The sequence below is a fragment of the Streptomyces sp. NPDC048606 genome (genome assembly GCF_040650855.1).
Lineage (GTDB): Bacteria > Actinomycetota > Actinomycetes > Streptomycetales > Streptomycetaceae > Streptomyces.
The window spans coordinates 92,250-113,396 of the sequence record NZ_JBEZIB010000030.1; the positions used below are offsets into that span (position 1 = coordinate 92,250).

26 protein-coding genes are annotated in these 21,147 nt (G+C 72.0%); 18 read left to right on the top strand and 8 right to left on the bottom strand.

Annotated features, from left to right (window positions below; all coding sequences use genetic code 11):
- Positions 1–8: 8 nt before the first annotated feature.
- Together AB0D01_RS28610 and coaA are read right to left on the bottom strand one after the other, a co-directional pair.
- Complete coding sequence (locus AB0D01_RS28610; RefSeq protein WP_363060166.1) at positions 9–974, bottom strand: DUF389 domain-containing protein; 966 nt, start codon at positions 972–974, stop codon at positions 9–11.
- Between the two features lie 53 nt (positions 975–1,027).
- Positions 1,028–2,047, bottom strand: coding sequence for a type I pantothenate kinase (gene coaA / locus AB0D01_RS28615; RefSeq protein ID WP_363060168.1), 1,020 nt, complete (start codon positions 2,045–2,047; stop codon positions 1,028–1,030).
- Between the two features lie 263 nt (positions 2,048–2,310).
- Between coaA and AB0D01_RS28620 the strand changes: the two genes are divergently transcribed.
- The 8 genes from AB0D01_RS28620 (at position 2,311) to AB0D01_RS28655 (ending at position 10,250) form a co-directional block, all read left to right on the top strand.
- Positions 2,311–3,090 (top strand): hypothetical protein, encoded by a 780-nt coding sequence (locus tag AB0D01_RS28620; protein WP_363060170.1) that lies wholly within the window; start codon positions 2,311–2,313, stop codon positions 3,088–3,090.
- A 131-nt stretch (positions 3,091–3,221) separates the two neighbouring features.
- Positions 3,222–5,108: a glutamine--fructose-6-phosphate transaminase (isomerizing) gene (gene glmS / locus AB0D01_RS28625; protein ID WP_363060171.1), complete on the top strand. Its 1,887-nt coding sequence runs from the start codon at positions 3,222–3,224 to the stop codon at positions 5,106–5,108.
- A gap of 18 nt (positions 5,109–5,126) precedes the next feature.
- Positions 5,127–5,495 carry a holo-ACP synthase gene (locus tag AB0D01_RS28630; RefSeq protein WP_363060173.1) on the top strand — a complete coding sequence of 123 codons (369 nt, stop codon included), beginning with the start codon at positions 5,127–5,129 and terminating at the stop codon, positions 5,493–5,495.
- 16 nt (positions 5,496–5,511) lie between these two features.
- Positions 5,512–6,906 carry an NAD(P)H-hydrate dehydratase gene (locus tag AB0D01_RS28635; protein ID WP_363060175.1) on the top strand — a complete coding sequence of 465 codons (1,395 nt, stop codon included), beginning with the start codon at positions 5,512–5,514 and terminating at the stop codon, positions 6,904–6,906.
- 95 nt (positions 6,907–7,001) lie between these two features.
- Positions 7,002–8,150: an alanine racemase gene (alr, locus tag AB0D01_RS28640; RefSeq protein WP_363060177.1), complete on the top strand. Its 1,149-nt coding sequence runs from the start codon at positions 7,002–7,004 to the stop codon at positions 8,148–8,150.
- Positions 8,151–8,167: 17 nt separating this feature from the next.
- Entirely contained in the window at positions 8,168–9,340 is a 1,173-nt protein-coding gene (locus tag AB0D01_RS28645) for an alpha/beta hydrolase (RefSeq protein WP_363060179.1), read from the top strand.
- Positions 9,297–9,860, top strand: a complete 564-nt coding sequence (gene tsaE / locus AB0D01_RS28650) for a tRNA (adenosine(37)-N6)-threonylcarbamoyltransferase complex ATPase subunit type 1 TsaE (protein WP_363060181.1) — start codon at positions 9,297–9,299, stop codon at positions 9,858–9,860. Before AB0D01_RS28645 ends, tsaE begins: the two co-directional genes overlap by 44 nt.
- A gap of 207 nt (positions 9,861–10,067) precedes the next feature.
- Positions 10,068–10,250 carry a hypothetical protein gene (locus AB0D01_RS28655; RefSeq protein WP_363060183.1) on the top strand — a complete coding sequence of 61 codons (183 nt, stop codon included), beginning with the start codon at positions 10,068–10,070 and terminating at the stop codon, positions 10,248–10,250.
- A gap of 51 nt (positions 10,251–10,301) precedes the next feature.
- On the opposite strand, the gene AB0D01_RS28660 is transcribed toward AB0D01_RS28655, so the two are convergent.
- Positions 10,302–10,859: a hypothetical protein gene (locus tag AB0D01_RS28660; protein WP_363060185.1), complete on the bottom strand. Its 558-nt coding sequence runs from the start codon at positions 10,857–10,859 to the stop codon at positions 10,302–10,304.
- A 148-nt stretch (positions 10,860–11,007) separates the two neighbouring features.
- On the opposite strand from AB0D01_RS28660, the gene tsaB reads away from it, so the two are divergent.
- From tsaB to AB0D01_RS28685, 5 genes are all read left to right on the top strand, one after another.
- Positions 11,008–11,685 (top strand): tRNA (adenosine(37)-N6)-threonylcarbamoyltransferase complex dimerization subunit type 1 TsaB, encoded by a 678-nt coding sequence (tsaB, locus tag AB0D01_RS28665; protein ID WP_363060187.1) that lies wholly within the window; start codon positions 11,008–11,010, stop codon positions 11,683–11,685.
- Complete coding sequence (gene rimI / locus AB0D01_RS28670) at positions 11,682–12,200, top strand: ribosomal protein S18-alanine N-acetyltransferase (RefSeq protein ID WP_363060189.1); 519 nt, start codon at positions 11,682–11,684, stop codon at positions 12,198–12,200. Before tsaB ends, rimI begins: the two co-directional genes overlap by 4 nt.
- Positions 12,193–13,356 (top strand): tRNA (adenosine(37)-N6)-threonylcarbamoyltransferase complex transferase subunit TsaD, encoded by a 1,164-nt coding sequence (gene tsaD / locus AB0D01_RS28675; protein WP_363060191.1) that lies wholly within the window; start codon positions 12,193–12,195, stop codon positions 13,354–13,356. Before rimI ends, tsaD begins: the two co-directional genes overlap by 8 nt.
- The gene (locus AB0D01_RS28680) at positions 13,353–13,625 is read left to right on the top strand and encodes a hypothetical protein (RefSeq protein ID WP_363060193.1); all 273 of its coding nucleotides are present in this window, start codon (positions 13,353–13,355) and stop codon (positions 13,623–13,625) included. The genes tsaD and AB0D01_RS28680 overlap by 4 nt, the downstream gene beginning before the upstream one ends.
- A 157-nt stretch (positions 13,626–13,782) precedes the next feature.
- Positions 13,783–14,445 carry a hypothetical protein gene (locus AB0D01_RS28685; RefSeq protein WP_363060195.1) on the top strand — a complete coding sequence of 221 codons (663 nt, stop codon included), beginning with the start codon at positions 13,783–13,785 and terminating at the stop codon, positions 14,443–14,445.
- 58 nt (positions 14,446–14,503) lie between these two features.
- On the opposite strand, the gene AB0D01_RS28690 is transcribed toward AB0D01_RS28685, so the two are convergent.
- Positions 14,504–15,676, bottom strand: a complete 1,173-nt coding sequence (locus tag AB0D01_RS28690) for a methyltransferase domain-containing protein (RefSeq protein ID WP_363060197.1) — start codon at positions 15,674–15,676, stop codon at positions 14,504–14,506.
- A 169-nt stretch (positions 15,677–15,845) separates the two neighbouring features.
- Between AB0D01_RS28690 and AB0D01_RS28695 the strand changes: the two genes are divergently transcribed.
- Positions 15,846–16,715 (top strand): polysaccharide deacetylase family protein, encoded by an 870-nt coding sequence (locus AB0D01_RS28695; RefSeq protein ID WP_363060199.1) that lies wholly within the window; start codon positions 15,846–15,848, stop codon positions 16,713–16,715.
- Positions 16,712–17,599: a polysaccharide deacetylase family protein gene (locus AB0D01_RS28700; RefSeq protein ID WP_363060201.1), complete on the top strand. Its 888-nt coding sequence runs from the start codon at positions 16,712–16,714 to the stop codon at positions 17,597–17,599. Before AB0D01_RS28695 ends, AB0D01_RS28700 begins: the two co-directional genes overlap by 4 nt.
- A 181-nt stretch (positions 17,600–17,780) precedes the next feature.
- Here the strand turns inward: AB0D01_RS28700 and AB0D01_RS28705 are convergent, their stop codons facing one another.
- The 4 genes from AB0D01_RS28705 to AB0D01_RS28720 all read right to left on the bottom strand — a co-directional run bounded on the left by AB0D01_RS28705 (position 17,781) and on the right by AB0D01_RS28720 (position 18,933).
- A complete protein-coding gene (locus AB0D01_RS28705; protein ID WP_363060203.1) occupies positions 17,781–18,092 on the bottom strand; it encodes a hypothetical protein in 312 nt (103 codons plus the stop codon).
- Positions 18,089–18,412, bottom strand: coding sequence for a hypothetical protein (locus AB0D01_RS28710; RefSeq protein ID WP_363060205.1), 324 nt, complete (start codon positions 18,410–18,412; stop codon positions 18,089–18,091). The genes AB0D01_RS28705 and AB0D01_RS28710 overlap by 4 nt, the downstream gene beginning before the upstream one ends.
- 136 nt (positions 18,413–18,548) lie before the next feature.
- Positions 18,549–18,767, bottom strand: a complete 219-nt coding sequence (locus AB0D01_RS28715; RefSeq protein WP_363060207.1) for a hypothetical protein — start codon at positions 18,765–18,767, stop codon at positions 18,549–18,551.
- Positions 18,760–18,933, bottom strand: coding sequence for a hypothetical protein (locus AB0D01_RS28720; RefSeq protein ID WP_363060209.1), 174 nt, complete (start codon positions 18,931–18,933; stop codon positions 18,760–18,762). Before AB0D01_RS28720 ends, AB0D01_RS28715 begins: the two co-directional genes overlap by 8 nt.
- A 193-nt stretch (positions 18,934–19,126) precedes the next feature.
- On the opposite strand from AB0D01_RS28720, the gene AB0D01_RS28725 reads away from it, so the two are divergent.
- The 3 genes from AB0D01_RS28725 to AB0D01_RS28735 are packed head-to-tail and all read left to right on the top strand — an operon-like array spanning position 19,127 to position 20,762.
- Positions 19,127–19,384 carry a hypothetical protein gene (locus AB0D01_RS28725; RefSeq protein ID WP_363060211.1) on the top strand — a complete coding sequence of 86 codons (258 nt, stop codon included), beginning with the start codon at positions 19,127–19,129 and terminating at the stop codon, positions 19,382–19,384.
- Positions 19,359–19,877 carry a DUF6879 family protein gene (locus AB0D01_RS28730; protein WP_363060213.1) on the top strand — a complete coding sequence of 173 codons (519 nt, stop codon included), beginning with the start codon at positions 19,359–19,361 and terminating at the stop codon, positions 19,875–19,877. Before AB0D01_RS28725 ends, AB0D01_RS28730 begins: the two co-directional genes overlap by 26 nt.
- A gap of 27 nt (positions 19,878–19,904) precedes the next feature.
- Positions 19,905–20,762 (top strand): helix-turn-helix transcriptional regulator, encoded by an 858-nt coding sequence (locus tag AB0D01_RS28735; RefSeq protein WP_363060215.1) that lies wholly within the window; start codon positions 19,905–19,907, stop codon positions 20,760–20,762.
- Positions 20,763–21,147 lie beyond the last annotated feature (385 nt).

Here is a 21,147-nt window from a genome sequence, read left to right on the forward strand (position 1 = left end):
GTCCCCGCTCATCGGCCGGGGGCCCCGGTGCTCCCGGCCCGGCGGATCCAGCGACCGCGCTGGGTCCGCCACAGCGCTTTCTGGGCGTACAGGGTGGCGATGCCCGCGAGCATGATGCCGCCGAGGTTGAGCAGGAGCTGTTCCGCCGAGCCCCACATCTGGGCGAACTCCCCGTACCCGAGTGCCACGGCGGCGTTCGCGGCGGCCGGGACGGTCGTCACGGAGATGGCCACGCCGACCAGCGCGCCCGATTTCGCGGAGGTCAGGGAGAGCACTCCGGCCACGCCGGCCAGGAGCGAGACCACGAAGGAGAACGGGTCCGGCTGCCAGATGAAGCCGGTGTTCGGGCGGGGTCGCTCCAGCATCTGCGGATCGAACTGTCCGATGGCGTCCATCCCGAGGCTGAAGACGGTCGTGGCCGCGATGGCCGCGGCGAACCCGACCAGCAGCGCGATCAGGGAGCGCAGGGCGAGCCGCGGCTCGCGCCGTACGACGCCGACGGACACCCCCGCGAGCGGGCCGAACTCCGGGCCGACGGCCATGGCGCCCACGATGAGGACCGCGTTGTCCAGCACCACACCGCAGGCGGCGATCATCGTCGCGAGGATCATGAACGCGCAGTAGGTGATGGAGAGCGTGGACTCCTCGTGGGTGGCCTCGGTGAGCTGTCCCCACAGCACGGCGTCGGCGGCCTCGCCGGGGGCCTCCTCCTCGGCCTCGTCGGCCCGCTCGGACAGGGACAGGTCGATGTTCTCGACGGCGATCGAGCCGTCCTTCTCGATGCCCAGGGCCTGGAGCTCGCCGAGCAACTCGTCACCGGCCTCCCGGGCCACGTCGCACAGCACGAGGTCGCCCGCCGGCACCCGGGCCGCGCCGGGCAGGACGACGAGGTGGGTGGTGCCGACCGTCCGCTCGACGACCGCGACCACCTCCTCCGTCCGGTCGGGCGGGGTGATCATCCGTAGATGCAGCATGGCCGCACCCTAGGGCCTCTCGGCCCTGTGGGCCCTGTCGGCCCCGGCGGCGGTCAGAGCTTGCGCAGGCTCAGCTTCTGCACCTTGTGGTCGGGGCCCTTGCGGACCACGAGGGTGGCGCGGCCGCGAGTGGGCGCCACGTTCTCCAGCAGGTTCGGCTTGTTGATGGTCCGCCACATCGTCTGGGCGTACTCCAGGGCCTCCTCCTCGGAGACCTGGGTGTACTTGCGGAAGTAGGAGAACGGGTTCTGGAACGCCGTCTCGCGCAGCTTGCGGAACCGGTTGAGGTACCAGCGCTCGATGTCCTCGGCCCGGGCGTCGACGTACACGCTGAAGTCGAAGTAGTCGGCGAGGGCGACGCGGGTGCGGCCGTCCTTGCCGGGCAGGGCGGGCTGGAGGACGTTGAGGCCCTCGACGATCAGGATGTCCGGGCGGCGGACGACGAGCCGCTCGTCGGGGACGATGTCGTAGATCAGGTGGGAGTAGACGGGGGCGGTGACCTCGTCCTTGCCGGCCTTGATGTCGGCGACGAAGCGGGTCAGCGCGCGCCGGTCGTAGGACTCGGGGAAGCCCTTGCGGGAGGTCAGGCCGCGGCGCTGGAGTTCCTTCATCGGGTAGAGGAACCCGTCCGTGGTGACGAGCTCCACCCGCGGGTGCTCGGGCCAGCGGGCCAGGAGGGCCTGGAGGAGGCGGGCGACGGTGGACTTGCCGACGGCGACGGAGCCGGCGACGCCTATCACGAAGGGGGTGCCCTGCTGGGCGCCGTGGCCGTTGCCCGCGTCGCCGAGGAAGGTGTTGACGGTGCCGCGCAGGTTGCTGGTGGCGCCGACGTAGAGGTTCAGCAGGCGCGAGAGCGGCAGGTAGACGTCGCGCACCTCGTCCAGGTCGATCACGTCGCCGAGGCCGCGCAGCCGCTCGACCTCGTCCGCCGTCAGCGGCAGGGGCGTGCGCTCGCGCAGGGCGCTCCACTCGGACCGGGTGAGGTCGACGTAGGGGGACGCGTCGGAGACCCGGCGGGGGCCGGTGCGCTCCGTCGCGCGGTCCGGCGTGCAACGCGTAGGCGATGTGATCACACCGCCATTGTCGGGGTTCGGGGTCGCTCGTGGGTGGTGGGGTCGGTCACGTGGGGTCGCGACACGAGCGGACGTGGGGTTGTACGCGTGCCGGTATCGATCGGAGGGCCGCCCGGTCTCGTGCGGATCACGATTGCGACCGGAGCCCGAAAATATCGATCACCCGGTCGAACGAAGTCGTAGATTGACGATCACCGTGGCGCTGATCTGCGCGTTTTTGGTGCGCTTCAGCCTGCCTTTACTTTTTCCGGGGGAGTCCTTCCGTGCGTTCCGCTGTTGTCCGTCGTTCCGTCCTGGCCGCCTCCGCGGTCTCCCTGAGCCTGCTCGTCACCGCGTGCGGCTCCGGCGACTCGAAGTCGGACGCCAAGTCCGACGCGAAGCCGGACGCCAAGGCGTCGGCGAGCGCCGCTCCGGCCGCCAAGGCGAAGACCGCCGCCGAGCTGGCCCCGCTGCTGGTCACCCAGGCCGACCTGCCGGACCACAAGATCGGCGCGGACAAGTCCATCGACGCCGCGCAGAGCGAGAAGGTCACCACGGACAAGGCCGCGTGCCAGCCGCTGGTCGAGCTCCAGAGCTTCAAGTCGGCCGGTACGCCCGCGGGCACCGCCCACACCGGGACCACCGAGAACTCCAAGGCGCCGTCCGAGGGCGCCAGCGTGGAGGAGAAGCTCAACGCGATCACGGACAAGCTGTCCGCGACCCGCACCGTGGTCATCCTCTCCTCCTACGAGGGCAAGGCGACCGAGGAGACCCTCGCCGCGGTGAAGTCCGCCGTCACCGCCTGCGCCGCCGGCTACACCGTCACCGCGGGCACCGAGGTCACCAAGGTCGAGAAGGCCGCCGCCTCCACCGCGGTCACCGCCGGTGACGAGGCCTTCGCCTTCAACACGACCATCGACCTGAAGGACGGCCAGAAGAACACGATGGAGTTCGTGGTCGTCCGCAAGGGCAACGTCCTCGCGTCCTTCGCCTCCGTCAGCGGCGCCGGCCAGGCGAAGCAGCCGAAGACGGTCGTCGAGGCCCAGGTCAAGAAGCTCGGCTGAGTCGCCGTCATCGACGGCCCGTGAGGCCGTTCGAACAGTCGTCAACCCCGCTCCGGCGCGTTCGCCGGGGCGGGGTTTTCGTCTTGTCCAGGTACCGGACGGCCGGCCCGGCGCGGCGTACGCTGCCGCCTATGTGCGGAATTGTGGGTTACGTAGGAGCGCAGTCTGCGCTCGATGTGGTCATCGCCGGACTGAAGCGGCTGGAGTACCGCGGCTACGACTCGGCAGGCATCGCCGTGCTCGCCGACGGGGACCTGGCCAACGTCAAGAAGGCCGGGAAGCTGGTCAACCTGGAGAAGGAGCTGGTCGGGCGGCCGTTGCCCGCCGGCTCCACGGGCCTGGGACACACGCGGTGGGCGACCCACGGCGGCCCCACCGACGTCAACGCCCACCCCCACCTGGACAACTCCGGGCGGGTGGCCGTCGTCCACAACGGCATCATCGAGAACTTCGCGGCGCTGCGCGCCGAACTGGCCGAGCGGGGGCACCGGCTGGAGTCCGAGACGGACACCGAGGTCGTGGCGCACCTGCTGGCGGAGCGCTTCGAGGCGGCCGGCGCCGGCACGGGCGGAGCCGGCGGCGCCGCCCGCGCCGGCGGGCTGGCCGAGGCGATGCGGCAGGTGTGCCGGCGGCTGGAGGGCGCCTTCACCCTGGTCGCCGTGCACGCCGACGAGCCGGACGTGGTGGTCGGCGCGCGCCGCAACTCCCCCCTGGTGGTGGGCGTCGGCGAGGGCGAGAACTTCCTGGCCTCGGACGTGGCCGCGTTCATCGCCCACACCCGCTCGGCCATCGAGCTGGGCCAGGACCAGGTCGTCGAACTGCGCCGCGACGGGGTCACCGTCACCGACTTCGACGGCGCGCCCGCGACCGTGCGGGCGTACCACGTGGACTGGGACGCCTCCGCGGCCGAGAAGGGCGGCTACGACTACTTCATGCTCAAGGAGATCGCCGAGCAGCCGAAGGCCGTCGCCGACACCCTCCTGGGCCGGATCGACGCGAGCGGCCTGCTGACCCTGGACGAGGTGCGCATCCCCGCCTCGGTGCTGCGCGAGGTCGACAAGGTCGTGATCGTGGCCTGCGGTACGGCGTACCACGCGGGCATGATCGCGAAGCTGGCCATCGAGCACTGGACCCGCATCCCCTGCGAGACGGAACTGGCCAGCGAGTTCCGCTACCGCGACCCGATCCTGGACCAGCGGACGCTGGTGATCGCGATCTCGCAGTCCGGCGAGACCATGGACACCCTGATGGCGCTGCGCCACGCCCGTGAACAGGGCGCCAGGGTGCTGGCCGTCTGCAACACGAACGGTTCGACGATCCCGCGAGAATCGGACGCCGTGCTCTACACGCACGCCGGTCCCGAGGTCGCCGTGGCCTCCACGAAGGCGTTCCTGACGCAGCTGGTGGCCTGCTACCTGGTCGCCCTGTACCTCGGGCAGGTGCGGGGCACCAAGTGGGGCGACGAGATCCGGGCGGTGATCCGCGAGCTGTCCGACATCGCGGCGGCCGTCGACACCGTCCTGGAGACGATGGAGCCCGTACGGGCCCTCGCGCGTTCCCTCGCCGACAAGGACACCGTGCTGTTCCTGGGCCGGCACGTGGGCTACCCGGTGGCGCTGGAGGGCGCGCTCAAGCTCAAGGAGCTGGCCTACATGCACGCCGAGGGGTTCGCGGCGGGCGAGCTCAAGCACGGGCCGATCGCGCTGATCGAGAAGGACCTGCCGGTGGTCGTGGTCGTGCCCTCGCCGCGCGGGCGCTCCGTCCTGCACGACAAGATCGTCTCGAACATCCAGGAGATCCGGGCCCGCGGGGCGCGCACGATCGTGATCGCCGAGGAGGGCGACGAGGCGGTCGTCCCGTACGCCGACCACCTGATCCGCATCCCGGCGACCCCCACGCTGCTCCAGCCGCTCGTGGCCACGGTGCCCCTCCAGGTGTTCGCCTGCGAGCTGGCCACCGCGCGTGGAAACGAGGTGGACCAGCCGCGTAACCTCGCCAAGTCCGTCACGGTGGAGTAGTCGTCAGGGGTTGGTGTTGTGATCATCGGTGTGGGGATCGACGTCGCGGAGATCGACCGGTTCGCCGCGGCGCTGGAGCGGACGCCCCAACTGGCGGCCCGCCTCTTCCTCGACGCCGAGATGACCCTGCCGAGCGGCGAGCGGCGCGGGAGCGCGTCGCTCGCCGCCCGCTTCGCGGCCAAGGAGGCCCTGGCCAAGGCGCTGGGGGCGCCGGGCGGGCTGCTGTGGACGGACGCCGAGGTGTACGTCGAGGAGTCCGGGCAGCCCCGCCTGCGGGTCTCCGGGACGGTCGCGGCGCGGGCCGCGTCCCTCGGGGTGAAGTCCTGGCACATCTCGCTGAGCCACGACGCGGGAGTCGCCTCCGCTGTGGTGATCGCCGAGGGATGACGGGCAGGCTGGGGGCATGCGTACCGCTTACAGCGTGGAGACCGTACGGGCCGCCGAGCGCGAGCTGATGGCCCGCCTGCCCGAAGGCGCCCTCATGGCGCGCGCCGCCGCCGGACTGGCCGCCGTCTGCGCGGGGTTGCTCGGCCGCGTGTACGGCTCCCGGGTCGTGCTGCTCGTCGGGCCCGGGGACAACGGCGGCGACGCCCTGTACGCGGGTGCCCGCCTGGCCCGGCGCGGGGCGGCGGTCACCGCGGTGCCCCTGGACCCCGAACGGCTGCACCCCGGCGGGTGGGCCGCGCTGCGGGCCGCCGGGGGCCGCCTCGCGCCGACCGTGCCGACCCGGGCGGACCTGGTGCTGGACGGGCTCGTCGGCATCGGCGGACGCGGCGCACTGCGCCCGGAGGCCGCCGCGCTGGTGGCGGCCGTGCCCGTCGGGGCGCCCGTCGTCGCGGTGGACCTGCCGAGCGGGGTGGACGCCGACACCGGGGAGGTCGCGGGCCCGGCCGTGTCGGCGGACGTCACCGTCACCTTCGGGGCGCACAAGCCCGGCGTGCTCATCGACCCGGGCGCCTCGCGGGCCGGTGTCGTGCGGCTCGTCGACATCGGGCTGGAGCTGCCGCCCGCCCCCGCGATCGAGGTGCTGCAACACGCGGAGGTCGCGGCCCTGCTGCCGACCCCCACGGCGAGCAGCGACAAGTACCGCCGCGGCGTCGTCGGCGTCGTCGCCGGGTCCGAGCAGTACCCCGGGGCGGCGGTGCTGGCCGTGGCCGGCGCCCTGCGCGGCGGCGCGGGAGCGGTGCGGTACGTGGGCCCGGCGGGGGACGCCGTCCTGGCCCGGTACCCGGAGGTGCTGGTGGGGACGGGCCGGGTACAGGCCTGGGTCGTCGGTCCGGGCATCGGCGCGGGGCGGGAGGCCGAGGTCGAGAAGGCGCTGGCGGACCGCGACGTGCCCGTCCTGCTCGACGCCGACGGGCTGCGGGCCCTGGACGCCGCCCTGGTGCGCTCGCGCCGGGCGCCCACCCTGCTGACCCCGCACGCGGGGGAGGCGGCGGCGCTGCTGGGGACGGCCCGGGAGGAGGTGGAGGCCGGGCGGCTGGCCGCCGTGCGCGAGCTCGCCGGGCGGTACGGGGCCACGGCCCTGCTGAAGGGCTCGACGACGCTGGTGTCCGCGGGAGGCGTCGTACGCGTCAACCCGACGGGCACGCCCTGGCTGGCGACGGCGGGCAGCGGCGACGTGCTGTCCGGCCTGGCCGGCGCCCTGCTCGCGGCGGGCCGCGACGGCCTCGACGCGGGATCGCTGGCCGCCTACCTCCACGGACTCGCCGGCCGCCGGGCCGCCTCGGGCGCCCCGGCCCTGGCCCATGAGGTCGCCTCCGCGCTGCCGGCCGTGTGGCGCGACATCACCGCCTGAGCGACCGACTTCGTCCCGAGATGTCCCACAGCGGGCCGGTGCACCCCGGCCGGCCTGCGGCGAAGGGCGGGCGGGCCTCTGAGAGACTGGGGGCGATGAACGAGACAGCCACGCGCGTGTACGCCGAGATCGATCTTGACGCAGTACGGGAGAACGTACGCGCACTGCGCGCGCGGGCGCCCCGTTCAGGCCTCATGGCCGTCGTCAAGGCGGACGCCTACGGGCACGGGGCCGTCCCCTGCGCCCGCGCCGCCCGCGAGGCCGGCGCCACGTGGCTCGCCACCGCCACCCCCGACGAGGCGCTCGCGCTGCGCGCCGCCGGCATCGAGGGCCCGATGCTGTGCTGGCTGTGGACCCCCGGCGGCCCCTGGCGCGAGGCCATCGAGGCCGACATCGACGTGTCCGTCAGCGCCCTGTGGGCCCTCGACGAGGTCCGCGCCGCCGCCCGCGCCGCGGGCCGCACCGCCCGCGTCCAGCTCAAGGCCGACACCGGCCTCGGCCGCGCCGGCTGCCAGCCCGCCGAATGGGCCGAGCTCGTCGGCGCCGCCGTGGCCGCCCAGGCCGAGGGAACCGTCCAGGTCACCGGCGTCTGGTCGCACTTCGCGTGCGCCGACGAACCGGGCCACCCCTCCATCGCCCTCCAGCTCGACGCCTTCCGCGACATGCTCGCCTACGCGGAGAAGGAGGGGATCGACCCCGAGGTCCGTCACCTCGCCAACTCCCCGGCGACCCTCACCCTCCCCGAGAGCCACTTCGACCTCGTCCGCCCCGGCCTCGCGATCTACGGCGTCTCGCCCGCCCCCGAACTCGGCACCCCCGCCCAGCTCGGCCTGCGCCCCGCGATGACCCTCAAGGCCTCCCTCGCGCTGGTCAAGCGGGTCCCCGCCGGTCACGGCGTCAGCTACGGCCACCACTACGTCACCGAGGGCGAGACCCACCTCGCCCTCGTCCCCGCCGGGTACGCCGACGGCCTGCCCCGCAGCGCCTCCGGTCGCGGTCCCGTCCTCGTCGGGGGCCGGATCCTGAACGCCGCCGGACGCATCGCCATGGACCAGTTCGTCGTCGACCTCGGCCCCGACCAGGGCGGCGTCCCCGTCCGGGCCGGCGACGAGGCCGTCCTCATCGGTGACGCCGAACGGGGCGAACCCACCGCCGAGGACTGGGCTCAAGCGGCGCACACGATCGCGTATGAGATCGTCACCCGTATCGGAGGTCGGGTGCCCCGGGTGTACCTGGGCGGCTGAGTGAGGACGGCGACGTCGTGAGCGAGAACTGGCGCAAGGCCGGCTGGGCCGGCGCCGCCATCGGTGTCATAGCGGCGGGCGCCGCGGCCGGTGTCGCGGTCGAACGCATCACCGTGGGGCGGGGCATCCGCATGAAGGCCCGACTCGCCCTCGACGCGACCGGGGACTACGGCTCCCTGCGCGGCACCGAGGGCACCTGTCGGGCCGAGGACGGCACCGCGCTCCACCACGAGGTCGACGAACTCCCCGAGGAGGCACCCAAACGGCGACTGCGCCGCAAGGGCCCGCCCCCGGTCACCGTCGTCTTCTCCCACGGCTACTGCCTGGGGCAGGACTCCTGGCACTTCCAGCGCGCCGCGCTGCGCGGACTCGTCCGCTGCGTCTACTGGGACCAGCGCAGCCACGGCCGCAGCATGCGCGGCCTCGCCCAGGCCGACGGACTGCCCGTCACCATCGACCAGCTCGGCCGCGACCTCAAGGCCGTCATCGACGCCACCGCCCCCGAGGGCCCCCTGGTCCTCGTCGGCCACTCCATGGGCGGCATGACCGTCATGGCACTGGCCGACCAGTTCCCCGAGCTCGTGCGCGACCGGGTCATCGGCGTGGCCCTCGTCGGCACCTCCAGCGGCGGGCTCGACCAGGTCACGTACGGGCTGCCCTCCGTCGGCACGGCCGCGCTGCGCCGCCTGCTGCCCGGAGTGCTCAAGGCCCTCGGATCGCAGGTCGAACTGGTCGAGAAGGGCCGCCGGGCCACCGCCGACCTCTTCGCCGGCATGATCAAGATGTACTCGTTCGGCTCCCGGGACGTGGACCCGGCCGTCGCGCGCTTCGCCGAGCGGCTGATCGAGGCCACCCCCATCGACGTCGTCGCCGAGTTCTACCCGGCCTTCCAGACCCACGACAAGACCGAGGCACTGCAACGCTTCGCGGAGATCCCGGTCACCGTCATCGCCGCCGACCGCGACATGATCACCCCGGCCGAACACAGCGTCACCATCAAGGAGGCCCTCCCGGCCGCCGAGCTGGTGGTGCTGGAGGACACCGGGCACCTGATGATGCTCGAACGCCCCGACATCGTGACCGGGCTGCTCACCGACCTGCTGACCCGGGCCGGAGCCCTGCCCGCAGCGACTAACGTTGGGACGCATGGAAGAAGTACCGCGGGAAGCGCCGCGCAGCCCGGCGGCTGAGGTCCTGGCCGAGGCCGCCGCCGAAACCCTGATCACCGTCGACTCGCCCGACTCCATGCGGGAGCTGGGCCGTCGGATCGCCGGCCTGCTGCGCCCCGGCGACCTCGTCCTGCTGACCGGCGAACTCGGCGCGGGCAAGACCACCCTGACGCGCGGCCTGGGCGAGGGGCTCGGCGTCCGCGGGGCCGTCACCTCCCCGACCTTCGTGATCGCCCGGGTGCACCCGTCCCTGGGTACCGGCCCGGCGCTGGTGCACGTGGACGCGTACCGGCTCGGAGGCGGGCTGGACGAGATGGAGGACCTGGACCTCGACGTCTCGCTGCCCGAGTCCGTGATCGTCGTGGAGTGGGGCGACGGCAAGGTGGAGGAGCTGTCGGACGACCGGCTGCACGTGGTCATCGGACGGGCCGTCGGACACGAGGAGGTCCTCGACGACGTGCGCGAGGTCGCGGTGCGCGGCGTCGGCGCGCGCTGGGCCGAAGCCGGACTGGAGACCCTGGCGGGCCAGAGGGCGCGCTAGTCGCCCGCAGTCACGGAGAGTGTTTCGAGGGGCGCCCCCGCGGTGGGGCGCCCCTCGGCGTTCCGGTCGCGGGCGGGCCCTCGCGGCGGAAACGTACCGACAAGACGTCGGCAACATATTGCGCCGGCGTGGCGTCGCGTGATGACATGGTACCCAGCGTTGGTTAGGTATACCTAAGTACGCCGTCCCGGGATCCAGGAGGCAGCCATGTCGACAGCAGGAGCAGCAGAGCGAGCGCCCGTCGTGTCCATGCGGGCCCTGCTCGCGGCGGGCATCGCCGCCACGGCGGTGTCCACCCCGCCGAGGGTGCGCCCGTTCCCGGACCCGGAGGTCGCCGCCGCGGCCGCCGCACACGCCGAACAGGCCGCTCCGGAGTCGGAAGCGGCCTGAGCCCTCACCCGTTCGGGTGGGGGAGGGGAAACCCGTGCGGGCGGCGAGGCGTCAGGGGACGACGACGACCTTCGCGCTGATCGTCGCGAACGCCCACATGGCGTCCCCGTCGCCCCGCGACATGCGGATGCCGCCGGTGCGCTTCGTCGGATCCGGCTCGGGCATCGCACCGTCCACCCGCGCGCTGAAGCCGACCGAGATCCCGTCCGAGGTGGCGAACCGCACCACGTGCTCGATCGGCACCCCGTCGGAGCCGGTCACCGACCCGGAGCGGGACCCGACCACGTACGTCCCGGTCACCGGGTGCACGGTGCTCGGCATCACCGCGAACGTCTTCGGCTGGCTGCCGTCCTCGGGGACCAGCCAGACCCGCTTCTGCGAGATGGAGTACACCACCCGCGTGCCCGTGCCGGAATCGGCGGGCACCGCCGCCGGCTTGGCGGGGTCCTGCTTGGCCGGGGGCTGCTCCTGCGCGGCCGCCGGGGTCTGCGCGGCGGGCCGCAGGGGGTGCTCGGGGGCGGACGCGGACGCCTGGTAGGCCAGGAACCCGATGGCGGCGACCGCCGCGAAGGTGAGCCCGGCCACGATTCCCGAGCTTCTGCGTGCCACCTTGCTCCACCTCTCCGCCGCCCGCGTCGCCGACCTGCTCGCGGGCCACGACTGGTAACGGTCGAATATCCCGGTCGAAAGGTAGCAGCCGGGCCCGGCCGGCGACCGGCCGCAAGGCCCCGGGCCCCGGGAGTCGTAGGCTGTTCGCGTGCTCTTGCTCGCCGTAGATACCGCCACGCCCGCCGTCACCGTCGCCCTGCACGACGGGGAGTCCGTCCTCGCCGAATCGAACCAGGTCGACGCCCGCCGCCACGGGGAGCTGCTGCTGCCCTCCGTCGACCGGGTCCTCGCCGAGGCCGGGGTGAAGCTCGAAGCCGTCACCGGCATCGTCGTGGGCGTCGGCCCCGGCCCCTACACCGGGCTGCGCGTCGGCCTCGTCACCGCTTCCACCTTCGCCTCCGTCCTCGGCGTCCCCGTGCACGGCCTGTGCACCCTCGACGGCCTCGCCCACGCCGCCGGCGCCGCCGGCATCGAGGGCCCCTTCGTCGTCGCCACCGACGCCCGGCGCAAGGAGGTCTACTGGGCGCGCTACGAGGACCCCCGCACCCGCCTCGAAGGCCCCTCCGTCGACCGCCCCGCCGACATCGCCGAGCGCGTCGCGGGCCTGCCCGCCGTCGGCCAGGGCGCCGAGCTGTACCCGGCCGTCTTCCCCGACGCGCGCGGCCCCGTCCACCAGTCCGCCGCCGCCCTGGCCGCCCTCGCGGCGGAGCGCCTCGCGAGCGGCGCGGCCTTCGAGAACGCCGACGGCGCGCCCCCGACCCCCCTGTACCTGCGCCGCCCCGACGCCGAGGTGCCCAAGAACTACAAGGTGGTCACCCCCAAGTGACGGCCGCGACCGTGGTGCTCCGCGAGATGCGCTGGTGGGACATCGCACCGGTGCTGGAGCTGGAGCACGAGCTGTTCCCCGAGGACGCCTGGTCCGCCGGCATGTTCTGGTCCGAGCTCGCCCACGCGCGCGGCCCCCGCGCCACCCGCCGGTACGTGGTGGCCCAGGACGGGACCGGCCGGCTCGTCGGCTACGCCGGGCTCGCCGCCGCCGGCGACCTGGCCGACGTACAGACCATCGCGGCCGCCCGCGACCAGTGGGGCACCGGGCTCGGCGCCCGGCTCCTCACCGAACTGCTGCGCGCCGCCACCGCCTTCGAATGCGCCGAGGTGCTCCTGGAGGTGCGCGTGGACAACACCCGCGCCCAGCGGCTCTACGAGCGCTTCGGCTTCGAGCCGATCGGCTTCCGGCGCGGCTACTACCAGCCCGGCAACGTCGACGCGCTCGTCATGCGACTGACCGACCCCGCCCACGCGGGCACCGAAAACCCTGAGAGCAGTGAGACCCATGGCTGACGAACCGCTCGTCCTCGGCATCGAGACCTCCTGCGACGAGACCGGCGTCGGCGTCGTCCGCGGCACCACCCTGCTGGCCGACGCGATCGCGTCGAGCGTCGACGAGCACGCCCGCTTCGGCGGCGTCGTCCCCGAGGTGGCCTCCCGGGCCCACCTGGAGGCGATGGTCCCGACCATCGAACGCGCCCTGAAGGAGGCCGGCGTCTCCGCGCGCGACCTCGACGGCATCGCCGTCACCGCCGGCCCCGGCCTCGCGGGCGCGCTGCTCGTCGGCGTCTCCGCCGCCAAGGCGTACGCGTACGCGCTGGGCAAGCCGCTCTACGGCGTCAACCACCTGGCCTCCCACATCTGCGTCGACCAGCTGGAGCACGGCCCGCTCCCGGAGCCGACCATGGCGCTGCTCGTCTCCGGCGGGCACTCCTCGCTGCTGCTGGCCCCGGACATCACCAGCGACGTCCGCCCGCTCGGCGCGACCATCGACGACGCCGCCGGCGAGGCCTTCGACAAGATCGCCCGCGTGCTCCAGCTCGGCTTCCCCGGCGGCCCGGTCATCGACCGGCTCGCGCGCGAGGGCGACCCCAAGGCGATCAACTTCCCGCGCGGTCTGACGGGGCCGCGCGACGCGGCGTACGACTTCTCCTTCTCCGGCCTGAAGACGGCGGTGGCCCGCTGGATCGAGGCCAAGCGCAAGGCGGGGGAGGAGGTGCCGGTGCGTGACGTGGCGGCGTCCTTCCAGGAGGCCGTGGTGGACGTGCTGACGCGCAAGGCGATCCGGGCGTGCAAGGACGAGGGCGTCGACCACCTGATGATCGGCGGCGGTGTCGCGGCCAACTCCCGGCTCCGCTCACTGGCCCAGGAGCGCTGTGACGACGCGGGGATCGTCCTGCGCGTGCCGCGCCCGAAGCTGTGCACGGACAACGGCGCCATGGTGGCGGCGCTCGGCGCCGAGATGGTCAGGCGCAACCGGCCGGCCTCCGACTGGGACCTGTCCGCGGACTCCTCGCTGCCGGTCACGGACCCGCACGTGCCGGGCGCGGCGGCGGACCACGAGCACGGCGAAGGCGAGGGGCACGGGCATGCGCACGGCCACGGCCACGGGCACGGCCACGACCATGACCACGTGCACGAGCTGAGCAAGGACAACCTCTACTCATGAGCACCGTCGCCCTGATGTGGGAGGCCCGGGCCGCCACCGGCCGCGGCAACGAGCTGCTGGAGTGGGCCCGCTCGCAGGTCCTGGCCCGGGAGCCGGTGCGCCGCGAGGTGCTGCGCGCGCCCCAGGACCGGGTCCTCGTGGTCACCTGGTGGGACAGCGCGGAGGGCCTGGCGGCGGAGCTGCCCGAACTGCCCGAGCCGGCGGCGGACCTGATCACCCGTGCGGTGCACCGCTGGCGGTTCGAGTCGGTCGAGGTCACCGGAGGCTGAGGGGCTCGGCGCCTCGCGGCCGCGCGGGACTCGTGGCCGCGCGGGACGGCGTGGGGCTCCGGGGGTTCCCGGGGCCGCCGTGCCCGCCGTGCCCGCTGTGGCGACGTTCCAGGGGCTCTCAGTCGGAGTTGGAGCGCGTGACGCTATGGTCATGCGCATGCCTAGCCGTGAGCTTCCGCCTCCACCGCCGCCCGCGCACCTGCGCGAGTGGCTGGACGAGACCGTCGTACGGGCCGACCGCGCGCGGTTCCTGGCGGACCTCAGCCGGCGCAGCCTGGGCCTCGGCCGGCTGGCGCTGCTGTGGACCGTGGCCGCGGTCTTCGCGTTCGGCTGGACCTTCGTCGGCATGGCCGTCATGTCCTTCGAGTCCGGCGACGCCTTCGGCTCCCTGTTCGGGGTCCTCTACGCCGTCATCGGGCTCGGCGTCCTGATCCCCGCCGGGTTCTGGTTCGCCTGGGGCGCCCGCCAGGAGCGGCGGGTGCGCCGGCTGCTGTGCGCCTGGGTCGAGGCGGGCCGCGACCCCGCCACCGACGCCCGGCTGCGCGCCCCCGCGCGGAGCCTGGTGTGGCTCACGGCCTCCCTCGCACTGGGCGCCGTGGGGCTCTGGGTGGCCTTCGCGGCGGCGGCCGGGGCCCGGCCGGGCCAGGACACGTACGGCGAGGTCGCCTACTTCATGGGCTTCGGCATGATCCTGTGGATCACCGCCCTGCTGGGCCTGGCCAAGGCCGGCGCGCACTACCGCTGGGCGATCCGCGCCTTCCGCGGCGGACCGGCCGCGAGCGGCCCCGGCGGCCGGCGCCTGGTGTCGGAAACCCCGTAACCCCGTAACCCCGTAACCCCGTAGCCCCGGGCGCGGGCGCCGGGGCCGGGCGAGGGGGTCAGGAGACCGGCGAGCCGATCAGCATGGACGGGGCCCCCGCGACGCGCGTCAGGAACACCGTCGCGGAGTTCGGCCCCTGCGGCTTCACCTTCTTGCGCAGCTCCTCGGGCTCGATCGCCGAGCCGCGCTTCTTCACCGTCAGGATCCCGACCTCGCGCTCGCGCAGCAGCGCCTTCAGCTTCTTCAGGCCGAAGGGCAGCACGTCGGTGATCTCGTACGCGGTCGCGTACGGCGTCGCGCGCAGCTCGTCGGCGGTGATGTACGCGATGGTCGGGTCGATGAGCCGGCCGCCCAGCTCCCGCGCGACCTCGGCCACCAGGTGGGCGCGGATCACGGCCCCGTCGGGCTCGTACAGCCAGCGGCCCACCGGCCCCGCCTCCGGGTCGGGCAGCGGATCGGCGGTGCGCAGGGCGCGCGGGCCGGGCAGCAGGGTGGCCCGCACGGTCCCCGGGGCGGTGCCGAACCACAGCACGGCCTCCTTCACGTCACCGTGGTCGGAGATCCACTCCGCCTCGGCCTGCGCCGGGACCGCCTCGTGCGGGATCCCGGGGGCGATCTTGATGGCGGCGTACCGGGCCGCGCGGGCCGTCTCGACCGCCCAGGACAGCGGCGGCGAGTAGGACTCCGGGTCGAAGACGCGCCCTCGCCCGCCGCGCCGGGCCGGGTCGAGGAACACGGCGTCGTACGCCGACACGTCCACGTCGGTCACGTCCGCCTCCCGGACCTCGATCAGGTCCGCCAGCCCGAGCGCCTCGGCGTTGGCGCGGGCGACGGCCACCGTCAGCGGGTCCCGGTCCACGGCCAGGACGCGGATGCCGAGCCGGGCCAGGGCCAGGGCGTCGCCGCCGATGCCGCAGCACAGGTCCGCGACGGAGCGTACGCCCAGCTCGGCCAGACGACCGGCGCGGTACGCGGCCACCGAGGCGCGGGTGGCCATCTCGCCGCCGCCGGGCGTGAAGTACATCCGGAAGGCGTCCTCGGCCCCGAACTTCGCGACCGCCCGCTGACGCAGTCGGGCCTGCCCGAGCGCGGCCGACACCAGGGCGGCGGGGTGCTCGCGGCGCAGCCGGGTGGCGACGGCCAGCTCCTGGGCGGGGTCGTACGCGCGCAGGGAGTCGAGGAGGGCGCGGCCCTCGGGGGTGAGGAGCTCGGCGAAGTCTTCGGGGGTCACCGTCCCATTGTCCGCCAGTCGGTGGAAGGGCGATCTCCGGCCGTGTGTGTCGGCCGGGTCGGCGCGCTGTGCGATGGAAAGATCCGCAGCTATGCAGCTTGTGCGACAAAAGGGAAATAGTACGCAGTTTGGTCACCGGTGCGCGGCACGCCCGCGCGGCCGGTACGGCGTGGCCCTGGCCGCGCTGCTCGTCGCGGCCCTCGGAACGGGATGCGGATCCGGAGCGGACGCGCCCGCCAAGACCAAGGCGGCGGCCGGCCCCGCCAAGGAGGGCGGCGCGGCGGGCGCCCTCGCCAACTCCGCCGAGCGGCTCAAGGCCGCCCAACAGGCCCGGATCGCCGCCGCCAAGAAGTGGGGCCTGGCCAAGACCCCGCTGCTCGCCCCCGCCGCACCGAAGGAAAAGCCCGAGATCACCACGCGGGACGGCTTCGAGGTGGAGGACCAGGACGAACTGCCGCCCGTATTCACCACCGTCCCCACGGAGGACAAGGTCGTCTTCCTCACCATCGACGACGGCGCGGAGAAGGACCCCGAGTTCGTCCGGATGATGCAGGAACTGAAGATCCCGTACACGGCGTTCCTCAGCGACTACCTCGTCCGCGACTCCTACCCCTACTTCAAGGGGATGCAGGCCGCCGGCGTCACCCTCAACAACCACACGCTCAACCACCGCTACATGCCCGGACTCTCGTACGAGAAGCAGCGCGAGGAGATCTGCGGCCAGCAGGACACCATCCAGAAGCAGTTCGGCAAGCGCCCCACGCTCTTCCGGCCGCCCTACGGCAACTACAACCAGGACACGCTGCTCGCCGCGAAGTCCTGCGGCATCAAGGCCGTCCCCCTGTGGAACGCCGAGGCCTTCCCGAACCGGATGGACTACCGGGAGTGGGACCGCGACCTGCACCCCGGCGACATCATCCTGACGCATTTCAGGGGCCGGGACGACTGGAAGGGCACGATGCCTGACATGATCCGTCATGTCATGAAGACCGTCACGGACAAGGGGTATGCCGTGGCTCGCTTGGAGGACTACCTGTGAAGTACGCGCGCCGGTTGGTAGCCGGGACGCTGACGGCCGGCGCGCTCGCGCTGTCCCTGACGGGGTGCGGGAACAGCGTGGATCCCATCGAACGCCTGGGCCGCAAGGCCGCCTCGGACCCGGGGGCGTCCGCCTCCCCGTCCGCGCCGGCCCCGGCTGCCTCCGGCCCCTCGGCCACACCGGCGCAGGGGGACCAGGCGTACCGCAAGTGGGGCCTGACGGCCCCCGTCCAGTACGCCCCCAAGCCCGACCGCAAGCCCCAACTCCCCAAGGGCGCCCCCGGCAAGGCGGCCGTCGTCGACCGAATACCCGTCGCGCCGACGGACAAGGTCGTCTTCCTGACCTTCGACGACGGCGCGGAGAAGGACCCCGAGTTCCTGAAGATGGCGGCCGACCTGAAGCTGCCCATCAGCATGTTCCTGACGGACAACGTCGCGGCCTCGGACTACGGCCACTTCGAGAAGCTCCGCGACAACGGCTCCGGCAGCACCGTCAACAACCACACCCTGACGCACCCGAACCTCCGCACCCTGCCCTTCGCGGCGCAGAAGAAGGAGATATGCGGCCAGCAGGAACGCCTGGAGAAGCGCTTCGGCAAGCGCCCGCCCCTCTTCCGGCCGCCGTTCGGCAACTACAACGACGACACCCTCAAGGCCGCTTCCGAATGCGGCATCTCCTCGGTCGTCCTGTGGCGCGCGTCGATGCAGATCAACGACTTCCAGTACGCCGAGGGAAGCGCCCTCAAGCCGGGCGACATCATCCTGGCCCACTTCCGCGGCCCCTCGGAACTCAAGGGCAAGACCGAAACCCAGATGACGGCCCGCATGCTCCAACACATCCAGGAACAGGGCTACCGCATAGGCCTCCTGGAGGACTACCTGTAACCGGGACCGGGGGCCCCGCCGGACACCCGCCCGAGGCCTACCTGCACGAAAAGTCGACGAGACCACCCTGCGGAGCACCCAAGCGCGCCAGATTGCCACACGCTGCTCATCCTTCGGAGTCCGAAGACCATCCGGGGCCGACACCCGTGCCGTATGTCGGTCAGGAAGGCGCCGGCCGTGGTCAGACCGGGGGGCGGCCGGGCGTCGGGGTGGGCGCTGGTGAGGGAAGTGGCGGGCCGGGGTCGGGCGGCAGCTCGGGGTGGCCGGGGTTGCGGTGCTTGTCCATCGTGACCTTCCTCCAGGTGAGCTTGTAGATGCCCAGGGGCGGGAAGAGTTCCACCCGCACCGGGGAGTCCTGCTGCGCGCACGGGACGCAGAGCAGGTCGCGTCGGACGCCGTGCCTCGGTGTGCGAGCCACTTCGACGTGGTTCTTCCAGCAGGCTTCGCAGGTGACGACGTCCGTTGCCGTCGTTTCGAACTCAGCGGTGATCATTCGATCCACAGCTGTCGGTCCACACGGAAGCCGGCCTTCTCGATGGACGTGATCGTCCGCTCGATGACGGCGAGGTCGCCGGACCCCGTCACCGACGGATTCGGGTAGTGGTCGACGAAGGTGCCCACGGTGGTGCACAGGGTCTTGTAGAGGTGGGTGTGGAGGATGAGGGCGTGCCAGCCCTTGTCCACGAGGCGCGAGGGCGTGAGGTCACCGGCTCCGCCCGCGGCCGTCGCGACGAACTTGAGAGCCTCCAGCACCACGCTTTCCGCCGTCGCCCGATCCATGCCCGGGTTGTCGGCGGCGACGGTCGCAGTCACGGCGGTGAACTCTTCGGTCGAGAGGAGCAAAGGGGTGATGCCGGCCCGTGCGGGCGGCGGAGGGGGGCCGGGGCGGGTGCCACACGGCGGGGGCGGGAACGGAGTGGACACAACTCTCCCTCGGTCGGGACGGGAATCAGCGCGTGGGGGTGACCGGCTCGATGTTGGCGATGGCGGTGGTGAACTCACGCCCGTTGCCGGCACGGATGTAGGCCAACGGCATCCAGCGCTCGACACCGGTGTCGGACACGTTCTCGTTGACCACGGCCATCAACTCGCCCTCGGTGCCCGAGGCGATGTCGCGGACTCGCCGTCGGAGCAGATGGTGCGGCAGGTACTCGTAGCACTCACTCATCGGCCGGCTGCTTGACCGAGTCGGTGAAGCGCTCCCAGCCGACGCGCGCCCGCTCCAGCAGATCCGAACTCGGCTCGACCACGAGCGCCGTCCTCGCCAAGGGGTCGTCTGAGGTGTCGGTGCCAAGTTCCTTGCGGATGTGGCTGCGATGGATGTCACCGGCCATAGGCCTCTCCCTACGTCGTCAGCGGACTGATGAAACCCAGAGTGAAGATGCCTGTTGCCATGGACCAGGGATGTGCAGATTTGTGCATGCACCTCACTGGTTAGTGGGTTTGGTCGCAACCGGGGCTTGACGAGTGCCCTCCCTGTCGAGAATCTGATGCACAGAAGTGCACAGACTGCTATCGGATGCTGACATGGCGTTAGTGTTCGTGGGCATTGATCCCAGCACCGGAGACAAGCAGAGCCCGACCGTTTGGGCTGACGTGGAGCAGCAGGAACTCGTACTCCAGGGTTGGAAACCGAGCCCTGAACTGGAAGCCGAGTGCGCGGCCACCGAGATCCCCGGTCACGCCAAGGGCATCCCGGAAGGGGAGGCCGTCATCAGGATCCCCGCCCGCATGCTGCACATCATCAGGGAGGCCTGCGATGTCCTCGACGCCCACCTTCGATGAGCTGATGGCCGGCTGCACCCAGGCGTTCCACCTGGAGATGCGCGACTCCTACGCGGTCGACTACGAAGAGGGCCCGTTCGCCGAGTGGCGGAGCGGTTTCCGACACGATCCGGTCGACAGGGATTCGTGGTGGCGCCCCTGGTTGGACCTCGTCGCGGAGACCGTAAGCCGTGGCGCGGTCATCCGGCGAGCCCGGATCGTGTCCGAGCCGGTCAGCGAATACACGCGCTTCCTTCACGACGGGACGTTCACCAACATCGCTGCCGGCGAGCAGGTGCGCTGGCTTCCGCGTCGTTTGGCCTCGACCATTGCCTTGCCGGGAAACGACTTCTGGCTGTTCGATGGCGAGTGGGTCCACTGGAATCACTTCGCCGGCGACGGATCGTCGATGGGCGACGAGATAACTGACGATCCGATCGCGGCCAAGCTCTGCACCCAAGCCTTCGAAGCGGTGTGGGCGCGGGCCCTGCCGCACGCTGAGTACAGAGTCTGAAGAGACAGGAAACTGGTCGCACAGCCGATGCCCATCTCCCCCTCGTCGTCTGCGCAAGCTGCGCGCGAAGCCGTTGCCGCGCGGTTGCGTGACCTTCGCAAGGGCGCGGGGCTCACGCTCGCAGAGCTGGCATCGGCTTGCGGTTGGCACCATTCCAAGACCTCGCGGATCGAGAACGCGCGGACGGCACCCTCAGCCCGAGACATACGGCATTGGTGCGATGCCTGTGGGGTGCCGGAAGCGGCGTTGGACCTCATCGCCCAATCCGCAAACGCGGAGTCCCTCTACAACGAGTGGCGACACCAGGTCAAAGGCGGCTTGAAGAGGCTCCAGGAGTCATGGGTCCAGTTCTTTCAAGAGACCCAACTGTTTCGGATCTACTCGTCCACCCTGGTACCAGGGCTCCTTCAGACCGAGGGGTACGCCGGCGCACTGCTCAGCACCATCGCTGCCTTCCGCGGTTACCCCGACGGCGGACTTGAAGCGGCAAAAGCCCGTGTCGAACGGTCACGAGTCATCCATGATTCCGGTCGCCGCGCTGTCCTGATTGTTGAGGAAGCGGCCCTGTACTACCGGATGGGCGATCCCGCGGCCATGGCAGCACAGCTCGGCTACCTACTTACAGCCGGGGCTCTGCCGGCCGTCTCTCTCGGGGTGATTCCTACTTCGGTGGGCCCACGTTCGATGTGGCCCATCGAGACCTTCCACGTCTACGACGACACACTGGTTTCGGTGGAACTGATGTCTGCACAGGTCAACATCACGCAGCCCTCCGAGATCGAGGTCTATCTCAAGGCCTTTGAGCAACTGCGGTCGATGGCCGTGTATGGCGCCCGAGCTCGGTCCCTGGTGGTCAAGGCGATCGAGGCACTGGACCAAGAATGACAGCCGCCAGCCGCTGAGGGAGTCGAAGCACCTGACGATCTGGTGCGCTCACCCTCGTGCCAGTCCTCTGCGATCTTCCTGTCGTACGGGTATCAGCCCCGGACGGCGGTCGGACGCTGAGACGTGAGGAGCGCGTAGCGATCCGGTGCGCTTGGGTGCTCCGCAGGACGATCTGGTCGACTTTTGGTGCGGGTAGGCCGTCGGCCTGGTCCCGAAAGGGGCTGTGAGTGTCCGGATGTCCGGTGGGCCCGTGGGATGGCCCCTCGCTGGTCGCTGATGCGGGGGTGCTCCCTGCTCCTGCCCCGTGGCCGTTCTTTCGGGGGTTTCCCGACAGTCTTCGTTTGTCCGGGGCGGGACGGGCGGTCAAGGGTGGCCGAAGGCCATC

What these genes read in the sequence shown, in the direction of transcription:
- AB0D01_RS28610 (WP_363060166.1), bottom strand. Translation starts at nt 974, where the DNA reads ATGCTGCATCTACGGATGATCACCCCGCCCGACCGGACGGAGGAGGTG.
- glmS (WP_363060171.1), top strand. Translation starts at nt 3,222, where the DNA reads ATGTGCGGAATTGTGGGTTACGTAGGAGCGCAGTCTGCGCTCGATGTG.
- AB0D01_RS28635 (WP_363060175.1), top strand. Translation starts at nt 5,512, where the DNA reads ATGCGTACCGCTTACAGCGTGGAGACCGTACGGGCCGCCGAGCGCGAG.
- alr (WP_363060177.1), top strand. Translation starts at nt 7,002, where the DNA reads ATGAACGAGACAGCCACGCGCGTGTACGCCGAGATCGATCTTGACGCA.
- tsaE (WP_363060181.1), top strand. Translation starts at nt 9,297, where the DNA reads ATGGAAGAAGTACCGCGGGAAGCGCCGCGCAGCCCGGCGGCTGAGGTC.
- AB0D01_RS28655 (WP_363060183.1), top strand. Translation starts at nt 10,068, where the DNA reads ATGTCGACAGCAGGAGCAGCAGAGCGAGCGCCCGTCGTGTCCATGCGG.
- tsaD (WP_363060191.1), top strand. Translation starts at nt 12,193, where the DNA reads ATGGCTGACGAACCGCTCGTCCTCGGCATCGAGACCTCCTGCGACGAG.
- AB0D01_RS28680 (WP_363060193.1), top strand. Translation starts at nt 13,353, where the DNA reads ATGAGCACCGTCGCCCTGATGTGGGAGGCCCGGGCCGCCACCGGCCGC.
- AB0D01_RS28685 (WP_363060195.1), top strand. Translation starts at nt 13,783, where the DNA reads ATGCCTAGCCGTGAGCTTCCGCCTCCACCGCCGCCCGCGCACCTGCGC.
- AB0D01_RS28705 (WP_363060203.1), bottom strand. Translation starts at nt 18,092, where the DNA reads ATGATCACCGCTGAGTTCGAAACGACGGCAACGGACGTCGTCACCTGC.
- AB0D01_RS28715 (WP_363060207.1), bottom strand. Translation starts at nt 18,767, where the DNA reads ATGAGTGAGTGCTACGAGTACCTGCCGCACCATCTGCTCCGACGGCGA.
- AB0D01_RS28720 (WP_363060209.1), bottom strand. Translation starts at nt 18,933, where the DNA reads ATGGCCGGTGACATCCATCGCAGCCACATCCGCAAGGAACTTGGCACC.
- AB0D01_RS28725 (WP_363060211.1), top strand. Translation starts at nt 19,127, where the DNA reads ATGGCGTTAGTGTTCGTGGGCATTGATCCCAGCACCGGAGACAAGCAG.
- AB0D01_RS28730 (WP_363060213.1), top strand. Translation starts at nt 19,359, where the DNA reads ATGTCCTCGACGCCCACCTTCGATGAGCTGATGGCCGGCTGCACCCAG.
- AB0D01_RS28735 (WP_363060215.1), top strand. Translation starts at nt 19,905, where the DNA reads ATGCCCATCTCCCCCTCGTCGTCTGCGCAAGCTGCGCGCGAAGCCGTT.